15 protein-coding genes are annotated in these 26,545 nt (G+C 74.1%); 6 read left to right on the forward strand and 9 right to left on the reverse strand.

Going from position 1 to position 26,545, the window contains the following annotated elements:
* Window position 1 precedes the first annotated feature (1 nt).
* From DER29_RS18750 to DER29_RS18760, 3 genes are read right to left on the reverse strand one after another with little or no spacing between them, the layout of a single operon-like run.
* A complete protein-coding gene (locus DER29_RS18750; protein WP_121398508.1) occupies window positions 2-2,449 on the reverse strand; it encodes a type I polyketide synthase in 2,448 nt (815 codons plus the stop codon).
* Window positions 2,446-8,985 (reverse strand): non-ribosomal peptide synthetase, encoded by a 6,540-nt coding sequence (locus DER29_RS18755; protein ID WP_121398509.1) that lies wholly within the window; start codon window positions 8,983-8,985, stop codon window positions 2,446-2,448. Before DER29_RS18755 ends, DER29_RS18750 begins: the two co-directional genes overlap by 4 nt.
* A gap of 38 nt (window positions 8,986-9,023) precedes the next feature.
* Window positions 9,024-12,308, reverse strand: coding sequence for a non-ribosomal peptide synthetase (locus tag DER29_RS18760; RefSeq protein ID WP_148710082.1), 3,285 nt, complete (start codon window positions 12,306-12,308; stop codon window positions 9,024-9,026).
* Between the two features lie 285 nt (window positions 12,309-12,593).
* On the opposite strand from DER29_RS18760, the gene DER29_RS18765 reads away from it, so the two are divergent.
* From DER29_RS18765 to DER29_RS18785, 5 genes are all read left to right on the forward strand, one after another.
* Window positions 12,594-13,826 (forward strand): MFS transporter, encoded by a 1,233-nt coding sequence (locus DER29_RS18765; protein ID WP_121398511.1) that lies wholly within the window; start codon window positions 12,594-12,596, stop codon window positions 13,824-13,826.
* Window positions 13,827-13,897: 71 nt separating this feature from the next.
* Window positions 13,898-15,079, forward strand: a complete 1,182-nt coding sequence (locus tag DER29_RS18770) for an aminotransferase class I/II-fold pyridoxal phosphate-dependent enzyme (protein ID WP_158619050.1) — start codon at window positions 13,898-13,900, stop codon at window positions 15,077-15,079.
* Window positions 15,066-16,589, forward strand: coding sequence for an aldehyde dehydrogenase family protein (locus tag DER29_RS18775; protein ID WP_199729354.1), 1,524 nt, complete (start codon window positions 15,066-15,068; stop codon window positions 16,587-16,589). Before DER29_RS18770 ends, DER29_RS18775 begins: the two co-directional genes overlap by 14 nt.
* Window positions 16,590-16,603: 14 nt before the next feature.
* Window positions 16,604-17,506 carry a phytanoyl-CoA dioxygenase family protein gene (locus tag DER29_RS18780; RefSeq protein WP_121398513.1) on the forward strand — a complete coding sequence of 301 codons (903 nt, stop codon included), beginning with the start codon at window positions 16,604-16,606 and terminating at the stop codon, window positions 17,504-17,506.
* Window positions 17,507-18,748, forward strand: coding sequence for an acyl-CoA dehydrogenase family protein (locus DER29_RS18785; RefSeq protein WP_121398514.1), 1,242 nt, complete (start codon window positions 17,507-17,509; stop codon window positions 18,746-18,748).
* A gap of 94 nt (window positions 18,749-18,842) precedes the next feature.
* Here the strand turns inward: DER29_RS18785 and DER29_RS18790 are convergent, their stop codons facing one another.
* Together DER29_RS18790 and DER29_RS18795 are read right to left on the reverse strand one after the other, a co-directional pair.
* The gene (locus DER29_RS18790; protein WP_158619051.1) at window positions 18,843-20,423 is read right to left on the reverse strand and encodes an amino acid adenylation domain-containing protein; all 1,581 of its coding nucleotides are present in this window, start codon (window positions 20,421-20,423) and stop codon (window positions 18,843-18,845) included.
* 181 nt (window positions 20,424-20,604) lie between these two features.
* Window positions 20,605-21,969 carry a hypothetical protein gene (locus DER29_RS18795; protein ID WP_121398516.1) on the reverse strand — a complete coding sequence of 455 codons (1,365 nt, stop codon included), beginning with the start codon at window positions 21,967-21,969 and terminating at the stop codon, window positions 20,605-20,607.
* 149 nt (window positions 21,970-22,118) lie between these two features.
* On the opposite strand from DER29_RS18795, the gene DER29_RS18800 reads away from it, so the two are divergent.
* Window positions 22,119-22,613, forward strand: a complete 495-nt coding sequence (locus DER29_RS18800; protein WP_121398517.1) for a MaoC family dehydratase — start codon at window positions 22,119-22,121, stop codon at window positions 22,611-22,613.
* Between the two features lies 1 nt (window position 22,614).
* On the opposite strand, the gene DER29_RS18805 is transcribed toward DER29_RS18800, so the two are convergent.
* The 4 genes from DER29_RS18805 to DER29_RS18820 are packed head-to-tail and all read right to left on the reverse strand — an operon-like array spanning window position 22,615 to window position 26,496.
* On the reverse strand, window positions 22,615-23,577 hold the full coding sequence (locus DER29_RS18805) for an ornithine cyclodeaminase family protein (protein ID WP_121398518.1): 963 nt from the start codon (window positions 23,575-23,577) through the stop codon (window positions 22,615-22,617).
* Window positions 23,574-24,443: a CoA ester lyase gene (locus tag DER29_RS18810; RefSeq protein WP_121398519.1), complete on the reverse strand. Its 870-nt coding sequence runs from the start codon at window positions 24,441-24,443 to the stop codon at window positions 23,574-23,576. The genes DER29_RS18805 and DER29_RS18810 overlap by 4 nt, the downstream gene beginning before the upstream one ends.
* A complete protein-coding gene (locus DER29_RS18815) occupies window positions 24,440-25,690 on the reverse strand; it encodes an aminotransferase class I/II-fold pyridoxal phosphate-dependent enzyme (protein WP_121398520.1) in 1,251 nt (416 codons plus the stop codon). The genes DER29_RS18810 and DER29_RS18815 overlap by 4 nt, the downstream gene beginning before the upstream one ends.
* Window positions 25,690-26,496, reverse strand: a complete 807-nt coding sequence (locus DER29_RS18820) for a cupin-like domain-containing protein (RefSeq protein ID WP_121399328.1) — start codon at window positions 26,494-26,496, stop codon at window positions 25,690-25,692. Before DER29_RS18820 ends, DER29_RS18815 begins: the two co-directional genes overlap by 1 nt.
* Between the last annotated feature and the right edge of the window lie 49 nt (window positions 26,497-26,545).

Consider the following 26,545-nt stretch of genomic DNA (forward strand, 5'->3'; position numbering starts at 1 on the left):
CTCACGCTCCCTCTTCGGTGACCGCGGCGAGCGCGGCCCGGATCTCCTGCGCCTCGCGCAGCTTGCCGTCGATCACCTCGGCGAGCGCGGCGACGGTGGGGTTCTGCAGGAATACGCCGAGTTGCAGCTCGACGTGGAAGGCCTGGGCGAGGTCCCGCAGCGTGCGGGCGGCGCTGAGCGAGTCCGCGCCGAGCATCAGCAGCGAGTCGTGCGGCCCGATCCGGTCCACCCCGAGCCGGCGGCGCCACACGGCGGCCACCGCCTCCTCCAGGACCGAACCGCCGGCCGGCTGGGCGTCGACGGCCGGGGCCGCCGGCGTCGGGCCGGTCACGGGCGCCACGGCCACCGGGTCGACCCAGTGCCGCGAGCGCTGGAACGGGTACGTCGGCAGGCCGACGCGACGCCGCGACGCGCCCTCGTGCAGGGCGGCCCAGTCCACCTCGACGCCCCGGCGCCACAGCTCGCCGAGCGCGCCGAGCAGCCCACGCAGGCTGCCGGCGTCGTCGGTCAGGGCCAGCGTCGCCGCCTCGGCCGGGCCGACGGCCAACGTCAGGTCGGCCTGGGCCGGCGCCCCGGCCGGCGCCGGCGGGTGGCTGCCGGCGCGCAGCGCGCGCCCGGCCTCCGCCACCGTCCAGCGGCCGTCGACGACGGCGGCCGTCACGGCGCCCGGGCCCTCGCCGTGGGCGGCGACCGGGGTCACGCCGCAGGCGCCCAGCAGCCGGGCGAGCGCGAGCTGCCCGGTGACGGTGGCCGCGTCGGACCCCGCCGCGCCGGCACCCGGGTCGACGCCCAGCTCACCGGCCACCCGGTCGAGCTCCGCCCGCAGCCGGGGCAGGGCGTCGCACAGCGCGGCCAGGTCGGGGCAGGTGGCGCCGAACGCGTACGCCACGGTGGCGGCCTCCGGCGACGCCTCGCCCGCGCCGACGGCGGACAGCGCGCGGGCCGCCTCGTCGGCGTCGGCGGCCACCACGAAGGCCCGGTGCCGGAACGCGCGACGGCCGACCTGACTGGTGTAGGCGATGTCAGCGAGGGCCTGCTCCCGGTGGCGCCCGAGGTGCTCGGCGAGCCGGCCGGCGGCGGCGGCCAGCGCCTCGCCGCCGGCCGCGGAGACGGCGAGCAGCACGGCCGGCGGGTTCGGTCCCGGCGGCGCGGGCGGCGGCGCCTGTTCGAGGATGACGTGCGCGTTGGTGCCGCCGACCCCGAACGAGCTGACCGCCGCCCGGCGCGGCCCGGTGGCCTCGGGCCAGTCCCGCAGCATGTCGTTGACGCGGAACGGCCCCCGGTCGAGCGAGGTCTGCGGGTTGGGCTTGCGGTAGTGGATCGACGGCGGCAGCTCGCCGTGGTGGATGGCGAGGACCGCCTTGATCAGCGAGGTCACGCCGGAGGCGGTGTCGAGGTTGCCGACGTTCGGCTTGACCGAGCCGATCGCCCACCCGGCGCCCGGGCCGCCGGCGGCGCCGTACGCCTCCTCCAGGGCGGACACCTCGATCGAGTCGCCCATCAGGGTGCCGCTGCCGTTGGCCTCGACGTACTGGATGGAGCCTGCCTCGACGTCGGCGACCCGCAGCGCCCGGCGGATCACCCGCACCTGCCCCGACCGGCCGGGTGCCACGAAGCTGACCTTGCCGGCGCCGTCGTTGTTCACCGCCGAGCCCTTGACCAGGGCGTAGATCCGGTCGCCGGCGTCCTCGGCGTCCTCGCGGCGACGCAGCACCACCACGCCGGCGCCGTCGCCCAGGTGGTAGCCGGCGGCCTCGGCGTCGAAGGCCCGGCAGCGGCCGTCGGGCGAGTTGATGCCGTCGGCCTCGTGCCGGTAGCCGCGGGGCACCGGGTTCTTGACGCTGACCGCGCCCACGATCGCCATGTCGCACTGGTAGTCGAGCAGGCTGCTGATCGCGTGGTGCAGCCCGACCAGGGCCGAGGAGCAGTTGGTCTGCACCGTCATGCTGGGCCCGGTCAGGTCGAGCTTGTACGAGATGCGGGTGGCCAGGTTGTCCTTGTCGCTGGCGACGGCCATGCCGAGGCGGCCGGCGGAGTCGACCAGCTCCTGCTGGGGCAGCAGGTGGTAGAGCAGGTACTGGTTCAGGCCGCACCCGGCGTACACGGCGATGTCGCCGGGGAAGCGGCGGCTGTCGTAGCCGGCGTCCTCCAACGCCTCCCAGGCGCACTCCAGCAGGATCCGGTGCTGCGGGTCGATCAGCGTCGCGTCCGTCGGCGAGTAGCCGAAGAACTGCGCGTCGAACCGGTCGGCGCCCTCGATGCCGGACCACACCGGCACGTACGCCGGGTCGGTGCGTTCCTCGGCCGGGACGGCGTCCAGCTCGGCGGCGGTCAGCTCGCGGCCGGCGTCGACGCCGCCGCGGAGCAGCTCCCAGAACTCGGCGACGTTCGCCGCGCCCGGAAACCGTCCGCTCATCCCCACGACGGCGATGTCCATCTCGCTGCTCATCGACTTCCCACTTCCTGAATACGCTGGCGCATCAGCCGGCGGCGGTTGGCCACCTGCTCGTTGCGGTCGGGCCCCGGGTCGACGGGCGGGTCCGTCGCCGGGCGCGCGGGCTCGCCGAGGTGCTCGGCGAGCTTGCGCACGGTGGTGTGCTCGTACAGGTCGACCAGCGGGAACTGCCGGCCGAGGAGTTCCTGGAGGCGGATGTGCACCTGGACCAGGCTCAGCGAGTTGCCGCCGACGTCGAAGAAGTTGTCGTCGAGCCCGACGGCGCCGACGCCGAGGACGTCCAGCCAGATCTCGGTGACCTGGGCCTGGAGCCCACCGGCCGCCGGGGCGAGCGGCCGGGCCGTGGCGCCCGCGCCCAGCCGGGCCAGCGCCTCGGTGGCCTCGGCCGCGACGGCGCGCCGGCTCACCTTGCCGGTCGCCGTGGTGGGCAGCTCGTCGACCAGGTGCAGCAGCGGCACCATGAACTCCGGCAGCCGCTGCCGCAGGTGGGTGCGCAGGTCGTGCAGCAGGTCCCGCCGCGCGGTGGCACCCAGCGGGTCGTTGGCCAGCTCCGACCAGTCGGCGCGCCGGGTCCCGGGCGGGGTCCAGGCGACCGCGTCGTCCGGTCGGGCGGCGGGCCAGAACCGCAGGTCCATCGCGTACGGGTCGCGGGCGGTCGACGGCACCACGGCGGTCCGTCGGCCCAGCGCCTCGCCGATGCTCCAGCAGTCCTCCGGGTCGACCCCGGGCGGCAGCTCGCCGACCGGTCGGGTCACCGGGTCCGAATCGGCGAGACCGGCCAGCTGGCGTACGGGGCCGGCGACCGTGACCAGCCGCGCGTTCGGCACGTCGCGCACCTCGACCGGCCGGTTGCGGTTGCCGCGCAGCAGGCTCCGCAGCCGGGCGACGTCCAGCCCGTCGCCCGTCCAGTCCAGCCGCACCGGCTCGACCGGCTCGGCGGCCTCGCCGTCGGGGGCGGTGCCCACGTGCAGGACGACGTCGTAGCGGAACGCGCTCAGCTCGTTGGCCTGCCGGCCGCGCTTGAGATGCAGTTCCGCGCCGGTCACCCCGGGCAGCCAGTCCGGCGCGGTGAGGAACAGGTCGGGGGCCAGCACCAGCTCGTCGTCGGCGAGCACCCGGGCGGCGACGCGGCGGCGCAGCTCGGCGACGGTCAGCCCGGGTTCCGGGTCGGCGCCCAGCTCCACCGAGGCGTGGAACACCTCCAGCAGGTCCAGGTCGCGTACGTCGCCGAGGTAGATCCGCCCGCCCGGCGAGGCCGCGGTGACCGCCGCGCGCAACACCCCGCGCAGGTAGTCGTGGTTCGGGAAGTACTGGGTCACCGAGTGCAGCACCACGGTGTCGAAGCTGCCGGCCTCGATGCCGGTGAGGTCGTCGGCCTCGCGCAGCAGCAACGTGACCGTGTCCCGGTCCACCCCCTCGGCGTCGAGCCGCTGTTCGAGCACCTTGAGGCCGGCGGCGGAGAAGTCCGTGCCGACGTACGCCTCGCAGTCCGGCGCCAGCGCCAGGGTCAGGTTGCCCGTGCCGCAGCCCAGCTCCAGCAGCCGGCGGGGACGCAGCTCCCGGATCCGCCGGACCGCCTGGTCGATCCACTCGCCCATCTCGACGTCGGTGAACGGCGCGCCCGTGTAACTGCTGGTCCAGATCGCCTGCTGGGCCTCCTCGGCGGGACCGGCCTCGGTGTACATCCGGTCGTAGAGCAGCCGCCAGTCCGACACCCGGGTGGTGGCTGGCGCCCCGCCCGGGTCTGACCCGGCCGGCGCCGGCCGGGACGAGTCGCCCCGGCCCCGGGGCACGACGGCCGCGACGATCCGCTGTTCGCCGCCGCCCGGCGCCTGGGCGAGCGCGGCCACCGCGGCGGCGACCCCGGGGTGCGCCCGCAGCGTCGCCTCGATCTCGCCCAGCTCGATCCGGAAGCCGCGGACCTTCACCTGGTGGTCGGCCCGGCCCAGGAACTCCAGCCGCCCGTCGTGGCTCCACCGGCCCCGGTCTCCGGTGCGGAACAGCCGCCCACCGGCCCCGTACGGGTCGGGGAGGAACCGCGCCGCCGTCAACGCCGGCTGGTCGAGGTAGCCACGGGCCAGGCCGGCCCCGCCGACGTACACCTCGCCGGCGAAGCGGGGCGGCACCGGCCGCATGGCCTCGTCCAGGACGTAGATCCGGGTGTTGCCGATGGGCCGCCCGACGCTGCCGACCCGCTCCGGGCCGGTGACCACGTCCAGGGTCACGTCGGCGGAGATCTCCGACGAGCCGTAGAGGTCGACCAGGACGCAGCCGGGCAGGGCCGCCAGCCACCGCGCGGCCAGGTCCGGGGTGAGCGCCTCCCCGCTGGAGTGGCAGTAGCGCAGCGCCGACAGGCGCTCGCCGGCGTCGGCGACGCCGTCCAGGATGGCCCGCAGCAACGACGGTACGGCCACCAGGCGGGTGACCCGGTGCCGGGCGAGCAGGTCGACCAGGCGGACCGGGTCGCGTCCGACGTCCTCGGGCACCACGACGACCGGAGCGCCGGCGAAGAGCGGGAGGAACATCTCGCCGCCGGAGTCGAAGAAGCTCAGCGAGGTCTTGTGGCTGCCCACCTCGTCCGGCCCCATCGGGAAGCGGTCCATGATCCACCGTTGCCGGTTGACGATGCCCCGGTGCAGGCCGAGTACGCCCTGCGGGGTGCCGGTGGACCCGGAGGTGTAGACGACGTAGGCCACGTCGTCGGGGTGGGCCGTCGACCACGGGTCGCGGTCGTCCTCGCCCGCGAGCGACTCCTCGGCCGGGTCGACCACCGCGACGTCCGGGAGGCCGCCGGCCGCGCCGGGGGTGGCGACGAGCAGCCGGGCCCCGGAGTCGGCGAGCATGAACCGCAGCCGGTCCACCGGGTACGACGGGTCGAGCGGCACGTAGGCGGCACCGGTCTTGAGGATCGCCAGCACGGCGGTGAGGCTGACCGTGGAGCGGGGCACCAGCAGGCCGACCCGGGTGCCCCGACCGGCGCCCAGCCGGATCAGCCGGTGCGCCAGCCGGTTCGCCGCCGCGTTGAGCTCGGCGTAGGTGAGCCGGGTGGTGTCGTCGATCGCGGCCGGCGCGTCCGGGGTCCGCCGGGCCTGCTCGGCCACGATCTCCGGCGCGCACCGGTCGGTGTCGTAGTCGGCCGTCGTGTCGTTCCACTCCGCCAGCACCTGCCGGCGCCGCTCGGCGCCGAGCAGCGACAGGGCACCGACCGGGGTCGCCGGCGCCGCGACGGCCGCGGACAGCAGCGCGGTCAGCGCCTCGGCCAGCACGCCCATGGTGTCGGCGTCGAACAGGTCGGTGCTGTAGTCGAAGGTGCCGAGCAGTTCGCCGCCGTGCTCGCCCAGGTAGAGCGAGAGGTCGTAGTAGGTGGCCCGTTGCCGCACCGGCCGGCTGCGCACCCGCAGCCCGGCCCAGTCCCCCAGCGCCCCCTCGTGGTTGAGCACCATCGGCGTGAGCCCGAGCCGGTCGGTGCCGCGCCCGTGCTGGTAGGCGAAGGCCGCGCTGAGCAGCGCGCCGCGGCTGGCGTCGGCGGCCTGCCCGAGCCCCTCGACGATCCGCCCGAACGGCACCTCGGCGCGGTCGGAGGCAGCCAGCACCGCGTCGTGGGCCGCCCGCGCGAGGGCACCGAACTCCGGGTCGGCGGACAGGTCCACCGGCACCGGCAGCGGGTTGACCAGGTAGCTGACCAGGTCGGCGAAGCGGCTGCGGACGCGGCCGGCGTGCACGAAGCCCAGCGGGAACGCCGCCTGGCCGGCGTAGCGCGACAACACCGCCGCGTAGCCGGCGAACAGCACCGCGGTGCGGCTGACCCCGTGCGAGGCGGCGAGCGCGTCGATCCCGGCGCACAGGTCGGCGTCGAGCCGGAAGGCGTGGGCGGCGCCCCGGAAGGTACGCACCGACGGGCGGGGCCGGTCGGTCGGCAGGTCCAGCGGCACGAGGTCGGCGGCCTGTGCCTGGCACGTCGCGGTCAGCTCCCGGCCGGCCGGAGTGTCCAGGAAGGAGCGCTGCCAGGCGACGAACTCGGCCGGGTGGGCGGTGGGTGCGGGCGGTGCCGCGTCGACCCCGGCGGCGTGCCGGCCGTATCCGGTCGCCAGGTCCTCGACCAGCACCGCCAGCGACCACACGTCCATCACGCTGTGGTGGGTGCACAGCAGCAGCGTGTGGCGGTCGGCCGCGTGCCGGAACAGCACGGCGCGCAGCAGGGGCGGGCCGCCGAAGCCGGCCCTGAGCTCCGCCTCGATCTCCTCGTCGAGCCGGCCCGCCGGCCAGCCCGCCGCGTCGCGCACCTCCAGCGTCACCTCGGCGTCGTCGGCCACCCGCTGGGTCACCTCGGCGCCGGAGTCGTCGTAGCGGGTGAGCAGGGCCGGGTGCCGGACGCCGAGGTCGCGGACGGCGCGGGCCAGCGCCGCGGCGTCCAGCTCGCCGTCGACGGTGACCGCGCGGCACAGGTTGAGGTTGGCCGGGTCCTCGGCGAGGGCGCCCTGGAACCAGATCGCGCGCTGGCCGTACGACAGCGGGTAGGGCCGGTCGGCGGCGGCCGGGGCGGCCGGCGGGTCGGCCGGCGCGGGCGCGGACGGCAGCGCGGCGGCCAGTTCGGCCACCGTGCTGTCGCCCAGCAGGTCGGTCAGGGCCGGGCGGACGCCCCACTCCCCCTCGATCAGGTGTTGCAGCTCCACGGCCCGCAGCGAGTCGAACCCGAGTTCCGGCAGGCAACGCTGCGGGTCGATCCGCTCCGGATCGACGTCGAGCAGCCCGCCGGCCAGGACGCGCAGCCGCTGCGCCTGCGCCGGCGCGGCGGCCGGGGCGTGGCGCGCCGCCGGGCGCAGGGGGTCGTCCGCGACGATCGTGGCGCTGCCCGCGGCGTACGCCCGCGCGCAGTCGCCGCGACGGGTCTTGCCGCTGGTGGTGACGGGAATGGTGCCGGGCGGTACGGCCAGCACCCGGTGCAGGTCCAGGCCGTGGACCGTCACCACGGCCCGGCGGGCCGCCTCGGCGATGGCCGGCGCCTCGTCCGACGCCCGGTCGGAGCGGGTCTCGTACCACAGGACCACGGCCTCGCCGACGCCGTGTCCGTCGTCGGCGACCTCCACGCCGAACGCCGCGATCCGCCCGCCGAGGCGGGGGCAGGCGGCGCGGACGGTCTGCTCGATGTCGTCCGGGTAGTGGTTCTGGCCGCGGACGACCACCGTCTCCTTGATCCGGCCGCGGACGTACAGGTGACCGTCCTGGCGGAAGCCGAGGTCGCCGGTGCGCAGGTAGGGGCCGTCGTCGGGGTCGCCGCCGAGGGTGGCGTGCAGGGTCCGCGCGGACTCCTCCGGCCGGTTCCAGTACCCGTCGACGACGCTGCCGCCACGGACCCAGATCTCGCCGGCGGTGCCGTCGGGGACGGGATGGCCGGTCGGGTCGACGATGCGGACCTCCGCCTCGGGCAGGATCTCGCAGCCGACCACCTCCGTGCCGGGACGGTGGGGTTCCGGGTCGGCCACCGTGGTCACGACGGGCCGCTGCGGCCGGGCCCGCCCGGCGACCAGCAGCGTCGCCTCGGCCAGCCCGTAGCAGGGCAGGAAGGCCCGCTCGTCGAAACCGTGCGGGGCGAACGCCTCGGCGAAGGCGCGCAGGGTCGCCGCGCGTACGGGCTCGGCGCCGTTGAAGGCCACCCGCCAGGAGCTGAGGTCCAGGGCGGCCCGGTCGGCCTCGGCGACCTTGCGTACGCACAGGTCGTAGGCGAAGTTGGGCCCGCCACTGATGGTGGCCCGGTACCGGCTGATCGCCTGGAGCCACCGCACCGGGGTGCGGATGAACGTCGCCGGGTCCATCAGCACCGTCGGCACCCCGAGGTAGACGGGGGTGAGCAGGGTGCCGATCAGGCCCATGTCGTGGTGCGGGGGCAGCCAGGAGGCCATCACCGTCGCGTCGTCGAAGCCGAAGGAGCGGCGGATGGCCCGCAGGTTCTCCAGCAGGTTCGCGTGGCTGACCATCACCCCCTTGGGGGTGCTGGTGGTGCCCGAGGTGTACTGGAGGAACGCCAGTCCGCCCTCGGCCACCGCCGGCTGCCAGCCGGCGGGCGCGGCGTCGAGGGACTCGAGCTCCAGGACCGGCAGCCGGCGACCGGGCATGAGCGTGGTGAGGTCCACCGCGCTCGTGACCGCGCGGGCGGCCAGCACCGCGCTGGCCTGCGCGTCGTCGAGGATCCGCGCGACGACCGGGGCGCTGGCCCGGTTGAGCCGGGCGGCCAGCGGGACCGGCACGGTGCCGGCGTAGAGGCAACCGAAGAAGCCGGCGAGGAAGTCGACGCCCGCCCCGACGAGCATCAGCACCCGGTCACCGGGGCGGCAGTGCCCGGCCAGGGCCGCGCCGACCCGGCGGGCCCGGGCGTCGAGCGTGGCGTAGTCCACCGTGTCGGCCGAGCCGTCCTCGGCCACCAGGTGCAGGGCGGGGCTGCCGGGCTGGACCCGCGCCTGGTGGGACAGGGCGGCGCCCAGGTTGACGACGTCCGTCGCCTCGTGGGCCAACGCGCCGGTGTGCTCGGTCATCAGGCTCTCCACTCGCTGCACAGGGGTCCGACCGGGGGTCACGGCTGCCCGGGCGCGAGCCGGGCGGCCAGCTCCGCGACCGTCGGCGCGTCGAAGATCACCGCCACCTCGACGTCCGCCCCCAGCTTCGCGCCGGCCATGGCCACGATCCGGGTGGCCGTGAGGGAGTCGCCACCGAGGTCGAAGAAGTCGTCGTGGATGCCGATGCCCTCGCGTCCGAGCACGTCGCACCAGATGTCCAGGAGCACCCGCTCGCGCTCGTCGCGCGGCCCGTCGGCCCCGGCGGCGGGCTCGTCCTGGCCGGGTGGTGGCAGCGCCGCGACGTCGAGCTTCCCGTGGTTGGTCAGCGGCAGCCGGGGCAGGCTGACGAAGGCGGCCGGCACCAGGTAGTCCGGCAGCCGCCGGCGCAGGTGGGCGCGCAGGTCCGCGGTGCCCGGCAGGTCGTCGCCGACGACGTAGCCGACCAGCCGGGCGTCCCTGCCGGGCGGGTCCCGGCGTACGACGACGGCGGCCTCGCGGACCGCCGGGTGGCGGCGCAGCGCGGACTCCACCTCGCCCGGCTCGATGCGGTAGCCGCGCAGGTTCAGCTGCCCGTCTCCCCGGCCGAGGAACTCCAGGACGCCGTCCGGCCCGAACCGGGCCAGGTCGCCGGTGCGGTAGACGCGGGCGCCGGGCCTGCCGGCGAACGGGTCGGGCAGGAACCGCTCCGCGGTCAGGGCGGAGTTGTCGAGGTAGCCCCGGGCCAGCCCGGCGCCGCCGACGTACACCTCCCCCGCCACGCCCGGCGGTACGGGCTGCATCGCCTCGTCGAGCACGTACACCCGGACGTTGGCCATCGGACGGCCGATCGGGACGAACGGCCGCTCGTCGGCGGGGTCGCACGGCCAGGCGGTGCAGGAGACCGACACCTCGGTCGGGCCGTACAGGTTGAACATGGTGACGTCGAGCCGGTCGAAGACCAGCCGTTGCGTCTCGGGGGTGAGTTCCTCCACGCCCGAGACGATCCGCCGCAGCGACTTCAGGTCCGCGGCGTCGGCGCTGAGCAGCACCTCGCGCAGGGCGGTCGGCGCGAAGTCGGCGTCGGTCACGCCGTGCTGGGCGATGATCCCCGCCAGCCGGCGCGGGTCGAAGGTCGCCGTCTCGGGCATCAGCACGCTGGCCGCGCCGTTGAACAGGGCCCGGAACAGCTCGTCCAGCGAGACGTCGAAGGTGCAGGCCGCCTTGCGCAGCACCCGGTCGTCCGGGCCGAGCGGGAAGTTGCGCTGGGCCCACAGCATCCGGTTGGTGAAGCCACGGTGGGTGACCTGCACGCCCTTGGGCTGCCCGGTGGAGCCGGAGGTGAACAGCGTGTAGGCGAGGTTGTCCGGGTGCAGCGGCACGGCGGGGTCGGTGGCGGGGCACGTGCCGGTCAGCGACGACTCCCCGTCCAGGTCGATGATCCGCCGGCCGGGGCTCCACACCTCGTCGCACAGGTCCCCGGCGGAGATCGCGACCGCCGGGCGGACCTGCCCGAGCAGCGCGTCCCGGCGGGCCTGCGGGTCGCGCGGGTTGACCGGCAGGTGGTAGCCGCCGGCCTTGAGCACCGCCAGGATCGCCACCACCTCGGCGGTGCAGCGCGGCAGGCACACCGCCACCGGGTCCTCCACGCCGACACCGAGGTCGCGCAGGTGGTGCGCCAGGCGGTTGGCCCGTTCGTCGAGTTCGCGGTACGTCGTGCGGACGTTGCCCTCGACGACCGCGACCGCGTCCGGGGTGCGCCGCGCCTGCGCCTCGACGAGGCGGTGGACGAGCGCCTCGGGGCCGAGGTCGGCGGCGGTGTCGTTCCACTCGTGCAGGATCCGGTGGCGCTGCGCGTCGTCGAGCAGCGGCAGCCGCCACACGCTCGTGTCGGGTTCCCGCGCCGCCGCGACCAGCAGCAGCTCGAACTGCCGCGCCAGGGCGCGCATCGCCTCGGCGGTGAACAGGCTTGTGTCGTACTCGAACTCACCGACCAGTCCGTCGACCGTCTCGGTGATCTTCACCGTCAGGTCCATCCGGGACCGGCCGGTCTCCATCTGGTGCACGTCGACCCGCAGCTCGGGCAGATCGAGCCCGCCGGCCGGCACGTTCTGCAGCACGAAGGCGACCTGCGCGAGAGGCTGGTGGCTACGGCTGCGTTCCGGCTGCAACGCGGCGACGAGACGTTCGAACGGCACGTCGCGGTGCCGGAACGCGTCCAGGGAGGCCGCCTTGACCCGGGCCACCAGCTCGGCGAACGTCGGTTCGCCGGAGAGATCGGCCCGCACCACGATCATGTTCAGGAAGCAGCCGATCAGGTGTTCCAGCTCGTGCTGGTCGCGCGTGGCGATGGGGCTGGCGACGACCATGTCCCGCTGTCCGCTGTGCCGGGCCAGCAGGGCGGTGAAGGCGGCGAGCAGGGTCATGTAGGTGGTGGCGCCCTGGCGCTGCCCGAGGGCGCGGATCCGGTCCGCGTCGGCCGAGCCGAGCCGGAACCACTCGGACGCGCCGACGAACTGCTGGACCGCCGGCCGCGGGCCCCGGGTGGGCAGGGTGAGCAGGGGCGGCACGCCGGCCAGTTCGGCGACCCGCTCGCGCAGGTGCGCCGCCATCCGCTCCTCGCCGACGGCGGTGCGCTGCCAGGCCGCGTAGTCGGCGTACTGGATCGGCAGCTCGGGCAGGTCCGGCGTCGCGCCGGAGGCGAAGGCGGCGTACGTGGCGGCCAGCTCACGGCAGAAGATGGTGAACGACCACAGGTCGCAGACGAGGTGGTGCACGGTGACCCCGAGCACGTGCACGTCCGGGGCGATCCGGTAGAGCACCGCCCGCATGCTCTGGCCCGCGGCCAGGTCGAGCGGAACCCGCATCTCCCGCTCGACGGCGGCCCGCAGGACCGGGTCGTCGGGGCGCGCGGTGGCGCCGGGCAGGTCGACCACGTCGATGCTCAGCGGGGCGGGCGGCGTGACGGCCTGCACGACCTGCTCGCCGAGCTGGCGGAAGGCGGTACGGAGGATCTCGTGCCGGCGGACGACCTCCTCGATGCTGCGGCGCAGCGCGACCTGGTCCAGCGCGCCGGTCAGGATCAGCAGCGTGGCGTCGTTGTGGTGGACTGCGTCGTCCTCCAGGCGCTCGATGAACCACAGCCGCTCCTGGGCGAACGACAGCGGTGCCTCGGGGGCGGCCAGGCGGGGAATGGCGCCGGCGACGGGTGCCGGATCGGAGCGGCCGGCGCGCAGCCGCTCGTCGAGCAGGGCCCGCGCCGAACTGGACAGCCGCGCCACGCGTTGCGTGACGTCACTCGCGACCGGATGTTCCTGCCGTCCCACTGGTCCTCCGTTGTCCGTCGGTGATCCGGTCCGCGGGCCGGGATCACCGCCGGGCGCGGGCACGCCCCACCGATGCGGGTGCCGATGATCGATCTGTACCAGGCGACTGAGCGTGTAGTCAGCGAACGACGCCGTTATAGGGGTTTGACCTCACAATTCACGACATCTGTTCAGAGTCCTAGGGGTTGGGCAACCCGTTTCCCTGCCACATGATGGGCACGCTCGTGACACCGCCGGTGCGCCGGCACGCGACCCGTTCGACCGGCCGACCGGAGGTGATGCCAGGTGCGCGACGACCTCCGGATCCTGGCCGACCGGTCGTACCGGATGCTGTTCCTGGCCCGCACGCTGTCGCTGCTGGGCAGCGCCGTGATCCCGGTGGCGCTGGCCTTCGCCGTCCTCGACGCGCCGGGCGGCTCCGCCACCAACCTCGGTCTGGTGCTCGCCGCCCGGTCGCTGGCACAGGTCGCGCTGCTGCTGTTCGGCGGTGTCCTCGCCGACCGGATGAACCGCTTCCGCCTGATGGTGGGCTCCGACCTGCTGGCCTTCGCCGCGCAGGCGGTCCTGACCGTGGTGTTCGTCAGCGGCCGGCCCTCACTGCCGGTCGTCATCGCGTTGTCCGCCGTCAACGGCGCCGCCGCCGCGCTCTTCCTGCCGGCCTCCCGCGGCGTGGTGCCGCAGGTGGTGGCCCGGGAGCAGCTCCAGTCGGCCAACGCGCTGCTGCGGCTGTCCCGCAACAGCACCACCATCGGCGGCGCGGCCCTGGCCGGCGTGCTGGTGGCCGCCCTCGGCGCCGGCTGGGCGCTGGCGGTACCCGCGGCCACCTTCCTCGGCTCGGCGCTGCTGCTGGCCGGCGTCCGGGTGTCCCACCCCGGCCGGGCCGTCACCGGCTCCATGCTCGCCGACCTGCGGGAGGGCTGGCGGGAGTTCAGCTCCCGGTCCTGGGTCTGGCTGGTGGTCGTGCAGTTCGCGTTCGTCAACGGATGCTTCTCGGCGATCTACGTGCTCGGCCCGCTGACCGCCAAGGAGCAGCTGGGCGGCGTCACCGCCTGGTCGGTGATCGTCACCGCGCAGGCCGTGGGGCTGGTCGGCGGCAGCCTCGTGGCGATGCGGATCCGCCCCCGCCGGCCGATGCGGGTGGCGGTGCTGGCCACCTTCGGTTTCCTCCCGCCGTTCGCGCTGATCGCGGCCGGCGCGCCGGTCTGGCTGATCGCGGCCTCGATGCTGGTCAACGGCGTCTGCGTCGACATCTTCGAGGTGCTGTGGGACACCGCCCTGCAGAACCACGTGCCCAACGAGGCGCTGTCGCGAATCAGCTCGTACGACGCCATGGGCTCGTTCGTGCTCGGCCCGCTCTGCCTGGCCGTCGTCGGCCCGGTCGCCGAGCGGATCGGCGTCGCCCAGACGCTGGTCATCGCGGGCGGGGTGCTCGGTCTGGTGAGCGTCGCGACCTTCTCCGCGCGGTCCGTGCGTCAGCTGCCCGCAAGAGTCCCCGCCGCACAACCCACCACGGTGTGAACCCGGCGACCTCGCCGGCCACGGATCAGGGTGGAGATCGGAGCAGGATGGAGCACCGGATAAGTCGGCAGATGACCGACGCGACCGACGCGTACGGACGGCGCTTGGGGGCCTACCTCGAGCAGTCCTCCTACTCGCGGCTGCGCGGCGGCCCGGGCGTGATCGACCTCGCCTTCGGCGATCCGCACGAGTTTCCCGCCCCGGCCCTGGTCGAGGTCCTGCAGCGGCACCTGAGCCCGCAGCACACCGACTGGTTCGCCTACACCCGCGACCACCCCCCGGCCCAGGAGTCGGTGGCGGCCACCCTGAGCCGGGAACTCGCGCTGCCGTTCACCGCCGACGACGTCGCCCTGACCAACGGGGCGTTCGCGGGGCTGACCATCTGCCTGCGCAGCGTCTGCGACCCGGGCGACGAGGTGATCTACCTCGACCCCGCCTGGTTCTACTACGAGCCGATCATCGCCTCGGTCGGTGCGGTCCCCCGGCCGGTGGCGTTGACCCCCGGCTCCTGGCGACTCGACGCGGAACTCGTCGCGGCGGCGATCACGCCCCGGACCAGTGCCGTCATCGTCAACAGCCCCAACAACCCGACCGGCGCCGTCTACACCGACGAGGAGTTCGCCGCCCTCGCCGAGGTGCTGCGGGAAGCCTCCGCCCGCAACGGCCGGCCGATCTACCTGCTCTCCGACGAGGCGTACCGGCGCATCGTGTTCGACGGGCGGACGTGCCCCAGCCCGGCGACGCACTACCCGTTCACGTTCCTGGTGCACACCTACACCAAGACGCTGCTGCTGCCCGGGGAGCGCGTCGGCTACGTCGCGATCCCGCCGACCGTGCCCGACCCGGCGGTGCTCCGCCGGGCCCTGACCGTGGCCCGCCTGACCACCGGCTGGGCGTTCCCCAACAACTCGCTGCTGTTCGCCCTGCCAGAGCTGGAACAGCACGCGCTGCAGGTCAAGCCGATCGAGCAGCGCCGTGACCTGCTGGTCGACGCCCTGCGCGAGGCCGGGTACGAGGTCCAGCCGAGCGAGGGAACGTTCTACCTGCTGGCCCGGGTGCCGGACGCGGACGACTGGGCACACGCGGCCCTGCTCGAGGAGCGCGGCCTCCTGGTGCTGCCGGCCTCGGTCATGGGCGCGCCGGGCTACCTGCGGCTCTCCCTCACCGTCACCGACGACATGCTGGAGGAGACCGTCGGCCGGCTGCGGTCGGCACACCCCTCGGACCGGGAGCACGCCAGTGTCCAGCGGTGACCTCCGCGAGGCCGACGCGGCCGTGACGCACACCGGGGTGCCGGACGCACCGGCCCCGAGCCGCCGGGACGGGATGCCGGCCGGCGGCGTCTCCACCGAGAAGGAACGGCCCGACGTCGAGACCACCATGGCCCGCGCCCGTCGGGCCCAGGCGGAGGTCGAGTTCTGGCCGCAGGACCGCGTCGACGACCTGGTCGCGGCCCTCGGCTGGGCGGCCTACCAGGAGGACACCGCCCGGTCGCTGGCCGACCTCGCGTACCGGGAGACCGGCCTCGGCGACCCGGAGCACCTGTTCACGCTCTACCGGCGCCGGGTCCTCGGCACGCTGCGCGACCTGCACGGGGTCGTCACCAGCGGGATCATCGAGGAGCTGCCGGAGCGGGGCCTGCGCAAGCTGGCCAAGCCGATCGGGGTGATCGCCGTGGCCAGCCCCGCCACCGCACCCTGCTCCGGGGTGGTCGGCAACGCCCTGCCGATGCTCAAGACCCGCAACGCGGTGGTCATCACCCCCAACCCCCGGGCCCGGCACTCCGCGGCCCGCACCGTCGAGCTGCTGCGTCGGGCCCTGGAGACGGTCGGCGCCCCGGCGGACCTCGTCCAGTGCCTGCCGGTCACCGACCGACAGACCACCGAGGCCCTGATGGCCGCCGCCGACCTGGTCATCGCCGCCGGCGGGCCCGGCACGGTGCGCCGGGCGTACCGCAGCGGCACGCCGGCGATCAGCGCGGGCGTCGGCAACCCGGCGGTGATCGTGGACGCCTCGGCGGACGTGACCGCCGCGGCGGAGCTGATCGTGCTCGGCGGCAGCTTCAACAACGGCACCTCCTGCTCGTCGGAGAGCAACGTGCTGGTGGACGCCGGGATCGCCGCCGCCTTCCGCGACCAACTGGCCCGGCAGGGCGCCCACCTGTGCGACCCGGCCGAGACGGCACGGCTGCGTACGCTGCTCTGGCCGGACGGACGGCTGCTCAACCGCGACGCGGTCGGTCGACCCGCCGCGGCGCTCGCCGCCGCCGCCGGGATCGACCTGGCCGAGCCGACCAAGACTGCCGCCCTGGTGGCCCAGCTGCCGCCGCTGGCGCCCGGCGGTGTCCCGGCGCTCGACGACCCAATGCTCGGCGAGAAGCTGGCGCCGGTCTTCACCGTGTCGACGTTCACCGCCTTCGACGACGCGCTCGTCGCGGTGGAGGCGCTGCTGGGCCGGATCGGGCAGGGCCACAGCTGCGGCATCCACACCGAGCGGCCCGACCGGGTGGTCAGGCTGGCCGAGCGGGCCCGCGCCGGACGGGTCATGGTCAACCAGTCGACCGCCGTGGGCAACAGCGGCAGCTTCGACAACGGGATGCCGTTCACCCAGGTCATCGCCAGTGGCAGCTGGGGCGGTTGCTCCCGGTCGGAGAACGTGACCTGGCGCGACTTCCTCAACTACACCTACGTCTCACATCCCCTGCCGGCCAGCCTGCCGGACGAGGAGACCCTCTTCGGCGCCCACTGGCGGCGTCTTCCCTGACGGAGACCACTCACATGGACATCAGCCCTCCCGAGGCACCACCGCGCGACCTCACCCAGGCCGAGATCGACGCCTTCCACACCGACGGCGTGGTCCGGCTCTCCGGCATGATCGACGACAAGTGGCTCGGCCGGATCGCCGAAGGCGTGGAGTACCTGCTCGCCAACCCGACCGTGCTGGCGCAGGCGACCGCGTTGCTGGGCGGCGGCGGCTTCGCCGGGGACGCCTTCATGTGGAAGACCCACGACGGCTTCCGCGACTTCATGTTCTTCTCCCCCGCGGCGCGCATCGCCCAGCAGCTGTTCGGCTCCACCGCGATCACGGCCTTCTACGACCAGATCTTCGCCAAGCCGGCCGGGTCGGGTGCCCCGACGCCGTTCCACGAGGACGTCAGCTCCTGGCCGATCGCGGGCGACCAGGTGTGCGCAATGTGGATCCCCCTCGACCCGTGCACTCCCGACACCGCCGCGCTCCAGGTGGTGCGCGGATCGCACCGCTGGGGCCGGCGCTACGTGCCGATCACCCCGGGGGCCACCCACCTGGGCCGGCGCGAGGAACTCGAGGCGGTGCCGGACGTGTCCGACCAGGAGATCCTCAGTTGGGACCTCACGCCCGGCGACATCGTGCTGTTCCACCCGGCCGCGTTGCACGGCGCCACCGGCACCGGCCCCGAGCGGCAGCGTCGGGCGTTCGTCTCCCGGTGGGTGGGCGACGGCGTCACCTTCCAGCCGCAGCACGCCGTCCTGCCGTTGCTGTGGGAACACGGCCTGCGGCCCGGTGATCCCATCGGGGGTCCGCTGTTCCCGAGGGTGCTGCCGACGCCGGTGCCGACGGAGACCGGCGCCCGCTTCGACGGCCCGCAGCAGCCCCACGCCGAGCGGGCCGAGGAGTTCCTCTCCATCCTGAGGATGCTGTAGGTGTTCGGAGAACTCACCGCCACGACCGCCGCCGGCCGGGAGCTGGTCTCCCTCGCCGAGGGCCACGTCGGCACCCTCGCCGAACGGGCCGGCCGGCACGACCGGGACAACACGTTCGTCGCCGACAACTTCGCCGACCTGCGTGACAGCGGGGTGCTCTCCGCGTGCGCCCCGACCCGGCACGGCGGGCTGGGGGTCCGCTCCCTGCACGACGTGCTGGTGGCCGTCTCCCGGCTGGCCCGGGGCTGTGGGTCGACGGCCATCTGCGCGAACATGCACATGGCCTCGGTGTGGGGGCAGGTCCGCCGGTGGGAGCGGGCCGAGGCGGACGGCGACCGGGTCAGGGCGACGCAGCTCGACGCGATTCTGGAGGCGTTGGGCGGCTCCGACCTGATCATGGCCGGGGCGTCCACCGAACCGGGCGCGACGTGGAACGGCGCGCTCACCGAGGCCGTCCGCAAGGGCGACGAGTACGTCATCACCGGGCGCAAGACGTTCGTCACCAACTCGGCCGTCGCGGACTCGTTCAACGTCGCGGTCCGGGTCGCCGATCCCGACGGCGGGTGGCGGCACGCCGAGGCCGTCGTCCTGGCCGGCACCCCCGGGCTGACCGTGCTGGGCGACTGGGACGCGTTGGGCATGCGGGGCTCCGGCAGCCACGGGCTCCTGCTGGAGGACTGTGTCGTCCCCGCCGACCGGGTCACGGTCGGCGAGCCGTTCGGCCCGCCGACGTCGGAGGACCTGGCGCGTTCCTGCGCGATCAACTTCCCCCTGTTGGGCGCCTCACTGGGGATCGCCGAGGCGGCCTTCCAGATCGCGGTGGAACACGCCACGAGGATTCCCCGGCAGCCCGGGCGGGCAGCGCCGGCACACCACCCGTCCGTGCAGCGGGAGATCGCCGTCATGGAGCTCGACCTCGCGGCCACCCGGGGGGTGCTGGAGCGCTCCGGACGCCTGGTGGACGCCCTGTTCGCCGCAGACCCGGCGGAGCAGTCGGAGGCCGCCGTCCGCGACGTCGTACGGGGGTGGCAGACCGCGAAGCTGCTGGCGAACCGTACGGCGGTGAGCACTGTCGACCGGGCCATGACGATCTGCGGCGGGGCGTCCTTCAGCACCCGGCACCCCCTGTCCCGGCTCTACCGCGACGCCCGTGCGGGCGGCTTCATGCAGCCCTTCGGCTCGCTGGACGGCTACCCGTTCATCGGGCGGGTCGCGCTCGGACTCGACCCGCACGCCGACTGAAGCCGGCGGCTGCTGCGCGCTGGCCACACCGGCGGCACGTGTCCGGCGTCGGTGGCCACCCAGGTAGGCCACGCCGTCGGGCGGCGCAGCTCGGCTACCGTCGCGCGCCGGGCCGACCAGGTGCCGGCAACGCGCGCACGTCCAGCTTCCCGCTCGGCGTCCGGGGCAGCTCGTCGAGGCACACCACGGCGCCGGGCAGCAGGTAGTCGGGCAGCGTCTCGCGGAGCTGCTCGCGCAGCTCACGGGCCGTCGGCCCGGGCGGCTCGCTCGGCACGACGTACGCGACCAGGCGCGGGACGGAGCCGGTCCCGCCGACCGGCACCACCGCCGCCCGGCGCACCCCGGCGCACCGGCGTACCGCCTGTTCCACCTCGCCCAGCTCGACGCGGTGGCCTCGGATCTTGACCTGGCCGTCCCGGCGGCCGTGGAACTCCACCAGTCCGTCGGGGTGGCGGGTCACCAGGTCACCGGTGCGGTAGCACCGGCCGTCGAGATGGCCGGTGGGGAACATCTCGCCGGTCAGTCCGGCGTCGCCGCGGTAGCCGAGGGCGAGCCCCGCGCCGAAGATCAGCAGCTCCCCCTCGACGCCCGCGGCGACCGGGCGGAGGTCGGCGTCGACGACGGCGGCCCGCGCGTTGTCGATCGGACGGCCGATCGGCACGGTGGCGGTGCCCGGGCGCGCCGCCGGGTCGGTCGGCACCTCGAAGGTGAGCGCGCCGACGGTCGTCTCGGTCGGGCCGTAGTGGTTGACCATCCGCACGTCCGACAGCTCGCGGACCTGGTCCACCAGCTCCCAGCGGCACACCTCGCCGCCGACGATCAGCAGGCGGCGGGGCAGCACCCGCTCCGCCGCCTCGTCGAGCAGCGCCGCCAGGTGCGACGGGGTGATCTTCAGGACGTCGACGCGGTGCTCGTCCTGGTAGTCGGCGAAGTCGTCGGGATCCGTCGCGGTCCCGGTGGGCACCAGGTGGACCGCGTCTCCCTCGGTGAGCGCCGGGAAGACCGCGGTGTGCCCGAGGTCCGTCGCGAGGCTGGTCACCGACGCGAAGCGAAGCTGTCCGCCGTCGGCCCGTTCCGGTTCGACCAGCCGGGCGACGAAGGCCGCGTAGTTGGCCAGGGCCGCGTGGGGGATCTCGACGACCTTGGGTACGCCGGTGGAACCGGACGTGAACACGGTGTAGGCGAGCTGGTCCCCCGCCACCGGCAACGGACCGCGCGGCGCCCCGGCGCTCTCCGCCGCCGCCCCCGCGTCGATCCAGCCGGCCAGGTCGACGGCGAGCACCACCTGCCCGGACACCGGTGGGTCGTCGCGATCCGTCACCACGACGGCGGCCCCGCAGCCGCGCAGCTGGCTCTCGACGCGGGCCCGGGGCTGGTTGGCGTCCACGCAGGCGTAGCCGGCCCCGGCGTGCAGCGCGGCCAGACACGCCACCAGCTGGGCGGCGCCCCGGTGGGCCAGGACGGCCACCGGGGCGCCTGCCGCACCGTGGTGCCGCAGCACGTCGGCGAGACCCGCGACGGCGTGGCGAAGCTCGGTGTAGCTCAGCGTCGCGTCCGCGCCGACGACGGCCGTACGGTGACCGTGCCGTCCCGCGGCCGCCCAGATCAGCGCGGGCACCGCCCGGTCGGGGTCCCATCCGGCCGGCGGCCCGGACACCTCGGGATCGGCAGACATTGCAGGTCCCTTCGGGTTCGACGGCGGCGGGCCGACGGGCGGCGGGCCGACCGTGGGGTCGCGCGGCACGGGCTTCGGTGGCAGCGATCGTGACACGGGGGTCGCACCGCGACAACACCTCATTCGTGCCGCGAACCCCTATCGTCGCGACCGCTCGACGGGCGACGGCACTCCCCTGTGGTCAGACCGCCACCATGCAGTTGTCGGCGCCGCTGTCGCGCCCCCGGGCGCTGACGATCCCGGCGGAGCCGTCACCGTAGTAGCGACAGAACAGGCCCGCCGCGCGCCCGCCGAACAGCAACGGCCCGATCACCGGGGCGACCTCGACGTCGTGGGGTTCGTCGGCGCCGTCGGCGACGAGCGCGACCCGGCACGTGCGTGGCGCCACGAAGTCCTGCACCACGCTGGTGCCGTCGGCGGCGGCCTCGGCGACCGCGGACTCCCACGTCGCCTGGTCGACCTCGCCGCCGATGACCACCTGCTTACCGCTCTCGCCCAGGCCCGCCTTGAGCACCAGCAGGTCCCGGTTCGCCAGGACGAACGGGAGCAGCTCGACCTCGCGGCCCTCGCGCCCCGTCCTGCGGTCCGAGAGGATCCGCGTCCACGGCACGTACCGGTCGACGAGGCTGCGCTCGGCCGCGCTCATCCACGGCCGGCCCTCCGACAGCAGGCCCATGGTCAGCTTGCTGTGCATGAAGGTCGACGTCTGGGTGCCCACGAGCAGGCAGCCGTTGTCCAGCGCGTCCTGCACGTAGGTGGTGTCGAGACCGGCGTCGAGCCAGTCCGGGATGGTGAAGTTGCGCAGCCCGATCGGGTAGCGCAGGTGGGGCGGGCAGTCCCACGCCTCCGGCAGCTCCTCGGGCTCGAAGAAGCGGGCGGTGAGGCCGTGGTTGTTGAGGTAGTCGGCCTCCAGCTGGAAGTAGCGGCTCTGCACGCCGTAGACCCGGGCGCTGCCGACGATGGCCACCCTGGGCGCCAGGCCCAGCTCGGCGCAGAGCGACCGGTACATCTCGGCGCGCACGGCGAACGGGTCCGGGGAGCTGAACGGGGTCCTGCCCTCGGCGTCGGCGTGGAGCTTGCGCCACACCTCGAGGCGGCAGTGCGTCTCCACCACGCCGCCGAGCGCGCCGCTGACGTTGAACTCCAGGAACTGCGGCCCGTCCGGCCCGATGACGACGTCCGGCCGCACGACGCAGTCCGGATAGCGCTCCTCGACGAACGGGTCCCGCACGAACAGCTGGTCCTCGCTCTGCGGCATGCGGTAGGCCGCCAGCCGGCCCTGCGTGGTGGGGGCCGTTTCGAGGGCGGTGCGGCGGAGCAGGTCGACCAGCGCGGCGGCCGCCCGGAAGATCTCGGCGTAGGACGCGCGCGGGATTGCGATCGGCGCCGCGGGCAGCAGCCGCTGGTAGGGCCAGCCCGTGTCCCGCAGCTCGTGGCGGAGCATCCCGCGGATCGTCTCGGCAGGCGCGGCCGGCGCCAGGCGGTGTGTGCCGAACCACGGATGCCCGGCCGGCCCCGCACTGCCGACATGCTCGCGCACGGTCATCTGACGCTCCCCGGAGTTGCACGTCGGGCCGGCCGCCGGAGCGTGCTCGCGCGGGCCGGTGTCTCCGAAACGATGATCGACATAGACTAACATTCACGTTCGACAAGGACCGCGCCGGCTCGTCCACACGCGAAACGGGAGAACTGCCGATGACCTTGCGTCACGTCCAGGGCAACGAGTACCGCGAAGAGCACGGCGGGGACTACGAGGACTTCGAGCCCGGCATGGTGATCCGGCACTGGCCGGGCCGCACCATCTCCGAGACCGACAACACCTGGCTGACCCTGCTCACCATGAACCAGCACCCGCTGCACTTCGACGAGCACTACGGCGCGGGCAGCGAGTACGGGCGGGTGCTGGTCAACAGCGGGATCACCCTGTGCCTGATCGGCGGCATGACCGTGCAGGCCCTGTCGGCGCGGGCCGTGGCGAACCTCGGCTGGGACAAGGTCCGCCTGCGGGAGCCGGTCTTCGTCGGGGACACGCTGTACGCCACCAGCCGCATCCTCGACAAGCGCCTGAGCCGGTCCCGGCCCGGCCAGGGCATCGTCACGGTGGAGACGACGGGCACGAAGTCCACCGGCGAGACGGTCATCGTCTTCGAGCGTTCCTTCATGGTCCGCTGCCGGGAGAGCTCCTCCTGACCTACGCCCCGGGCGCCGCCCCCTCGTGCAGCGCCACCGCGGCGGCGGTGTCCTCGATGGCCATCCCGACCGTACGCAGGACCGACGTCCGCCCGCCGACGCGCACCGCGCCGGTGACCAGCGCGCCCAGTTCGCACAGGTCGTCCACGCCGATCAGGCCGGCGGCCAGGGCGGCGCGCACCTCGCCGGCGCCCTCCAGCGCCGCGGTCCGGTCCTCGACGACCGCCACGGCGTCGGCCAGCAGGGCGGGGTCGAGCTCGATCGCGTCGGGGTGGGTGCCGCCGATGACGTTGACGTGGGCGCCGGGCGCCACCCAGTCCGCCTCCACCAGCGGCGTGTTGTCGCTGGTGGAGGTCGCCGTGCAGATGATCGCGGCGTCGGCGACGGCGGCCTTGGCGCTGTCGCAGACGCTCGCGTGCACCGGGTGGGGCACGACGTCGCCCACCCAGTCGGCGAACTGCTCCGCCCGGTCGCGGGTGCGCGAGAACACCCGGACGGTACGGATCCGGCGCACCGCCGCCACCGCGCGCACCAGCGACCGCGCCTGCACCCCCGCCCCGATGACCGCGAGGTCCTCGGCGTCCTCGGCGGCGCACCAGCGGGTCGCCAGGGCGGCGACCGCACCGGTGCGGACGGCGGTCAGCTCCGCGCCGTCGAGCAGGGCCGTGATCTGCCCGGTGGTCAGGTCCGTCAGCGCGACGATCCCGTGGATCAGCGGCAGCCCGCGCCCCGGGTTGTCGGGGGTGAGCGTGGTGATCTTGACACTGCCCACCCCACGCCGCTCCCAGACCGCGGGGCTGACCAGCAGGACCCGCTGGGGGCCGTGTTCGATGACGGTGCGCGCCGGGGAGTCGGTCCGGCCGGCGGCCAGGTCCGCGAACATCTCGCCCAGCGCGTCGATCACCCGCACCAGCTGGGGCGTACCCGCCATCTGCGCGGCGCCGACCGTCACCGGCCCGGTCATCCGGCAGCTCCCTCGGTGCCGAACCGGACGGCCCAGGCGTCCTCGCGGGACACCGTGGCGCGGGCCATCCGGGCGAACGGCGGGCCGACCATGTTGCCGTCCAGCACCGCGATCCCGCCGTTGGCCGCCCGTACGGCCTCGGCCACCCGGCGTGCCAGGCGCAGGTCGTCCGCCTGGGGGCGCAGCACCCGGTTGATCTCGTCGAGCTCGCCCGGGTGCACCGTCGCCTTGCCGTGGAAGCCGAGCGCCCGCACCCGGGCGGTCTCCTGCGCTAGGACGGCCGGCTCGGCGAGCCGGAAGTTGGCGGTGTCGATGCAGGCCGTGCCGTGCCGCGCGCAGGCCAGCGCCATCGCCTGCCGGGCGGCGAGCATGGCCTCCCAGGTGATCTCGACCCCGAGCGTCGCGGCCAGGTCGGCCGAGCCGAGGACCAGCCCGTCACTGGCCGCGGCGATCGCGTCGATCCCCGCGACCGCCTCCACGGTCTCCACCGTCACGTAGATCTCCGGATGCGCGTCCGCGGAGGCCAGGATCCGCCGCAGCAGGGCCACCTCGGCCGCCGAGGTCACCATCGTCATCATGACGATCCCGGGCCGCACCGAGCCCTCCGTGAGCGCCACCAGGTCCTGCACCGCCGCGACGCTGCCCAGCTCGTTGATGCGTACCGCGACGTTCTCCGGGCGTGGCGCCTTCTCCAGGGCGGACCGGCACACGGTGCGCGCGGCCGGCTTCTCGGCCGCCGGCACGGAGTCCTCCAGGTCGATCAGGTGGACGTCCGCGTCGTAGGACCACGCCTTCACGACCCGGTCCAGCGACAGCGCCGGGGTGTAGAGGATGCTGCGCGGGATCGCCCGCGCGGCGCCGGTCACCGGTTCACCGGCTCGGGTCGCGCGGCCGGGCGGGCGCCCGCCTCGACGAGCACGGAGCACAGCCGGGTGATCTGTTCCTCGGTCTGGCCCGCGCGCAGCATGACCCGCAGGCCGGCGGTGCCGCGCGCGACGATCGGGAAGAACACCGGCGAGGTGTAGAACCCGGCCGCGAAGACCCGCTGGGCCGCCTCGACGACGGTCTCGTCGCTCATCGGCACCACCCGGATCGGGTACGTGCTGCCGGACTGTTCGGTGGCGAGCAGCGAGTCGAACAGCGCGATGTTGGACCGCAGCCGCCCCTGCAACCGGGTGAGTTCCTCGGTGCGGTGGATCTCGGCCGAGGCGAGCGCGGCGCCCACCGCGGCGGCGTTCATCTTCTGCGAGTAGCCCAGGGGCCCGGCGAAGCGCTCGATGATCCGCCGCGTCTCCTTGGGGAAGCCGTCGAGCAGGATCGCCGTACCGCCCGCCCCGAAGCCCTTGCTCAGGGTCGCGACGGTGATGGTCCGGTCGTCCCGCACCGGGCAGTGCGAGCGGACGTAGCCGATGCCGCGCTCGCCGTACGCCGACAGCGAGTGCGAGTCGTCGTAGAAGACCAGCATGTTGTACTTGTCCTGCAACACGGCCAGTTCCTCGACGGGCGCGTAGCCGCCGAGGCTGTCCGAGCCGTCCACGACATAGCAGACACGCTCGTAGGTGCGGCACATGTCCTCGAGGTAGTCGAGGTCGTGGTGGCGACAGGTGACGACCTCGGTCTCGTCGGCACAGTTCGGCTTGGCGTTGGCCATCGACACGTGGGCGTTCTTGTCGAAGACCATCAGCGGGCGGGTGCCGTTGCCGAGGTGCCCCGACGCGATCAGCGGCAGCAGGCCGGTGCTGGCCGCCGCCGTGGAGATCGCGCTGATCACCATGGCGTCGAACAGCTCGCCCAGCGACTCCTCCAGCTCCAGCAGCACCGACGTCTGCACGCGGGTACGCGGGATGCAGTGGTCCAGCACACCGAATCGGCGCAGCGCGTCGACGGCCCCGTCGATCACCTTGGGGTGGGTGTCCAGGTCCAGGTAGGAGCAGACGGTGAAGTTGACGAACTCGTGGCCGTCGGCCATCCGGAACACGCCGTCGGAGAGGTCGCCGACGATGCCGGCGACCCCGTGCTCCTCGGAGAGGTTCCAGAAGGTGTTCCCCACACCGATGAGCTTGTCGTTGTTGCGGTAGCGGTGGGTGGGGGTGATGGTCTTGCGCTCGCTCATCAGGAGTTCACCTCGGTGGGCTTGTAGCTGTAGACACCCTTGACCCGCCGGTAGGCGTACGTGTACAGCGCGACGCCGAGCGCGTGCGGCCTACGGAGGATCTTCTTCGACTTCAGCCAGAAATTGACGTTGATATTCATCTCGTCCAGCGACTCGGCCTGGTGCCACCAGCCGAGCGGCAGGTAGAGCATGTGGCCCGGTTCGAGGACGAAGTCACGGCGCTGGGCGAGCTTGGGCGCCAGCCTCGGGTAGCGCGCCAGGTCCACGTTGTCCAGGTCGAAGACCTGGGACTTGTCCCCGAACCCGCGCAGCACCGAGCGCGGGTAGTACTCGCGGGAACCGGGCGGGGCGATGATGAACCGCTTGCGGCCCTCCAGCGCGATGTTGAAGTTCTCGAACTCGTCGAAGTGGTTCTTGGTGAACACACCGCGGTGGCTGATCCACAGGTTCGCCGCGTACAGCGTGTCGCCGTAGCCGAAGAACTTGTCCGCGTCGAAGCCGATGACGGCGTTCACGTCGGCCGGGCTGTTGCGGATGTTCGACACCACCCGGTGCCACGTGCCCGGGGTGGTCAGGTGGCGCTCGTCGGCGAAGAAGTCGCGCAGCTTGATGTCGCGGGTCTCCCAGCGCCCCGGGTGGTTCTTGTCGCCCGGCTCGGTGAACAGGGTGACGGTCATGTCGGCCAGCCGACTCGCCACGCCCTCCCGGCCGAGCCCCTGCACGTCGCCCGGCAGCGCGATCACCACGGGCACGTCGGCCTTGAACAGGCCGCCGGGACCGACGGCCATGAACTCGTCGAACGTCATGCGGGCCACGGGGACACCCGCCGACCCGTTCGCGTTGGACACTGCGTCC

Source organism: Micromonospora sp. M71_S20, assembly GCF_003664255.1.
Classification (GTDB): domain Bacteria; phylum Actinomycetota; class Actinomycetes; order Mycobacteriales; family Micromonosporaceae; genus Micromonospora.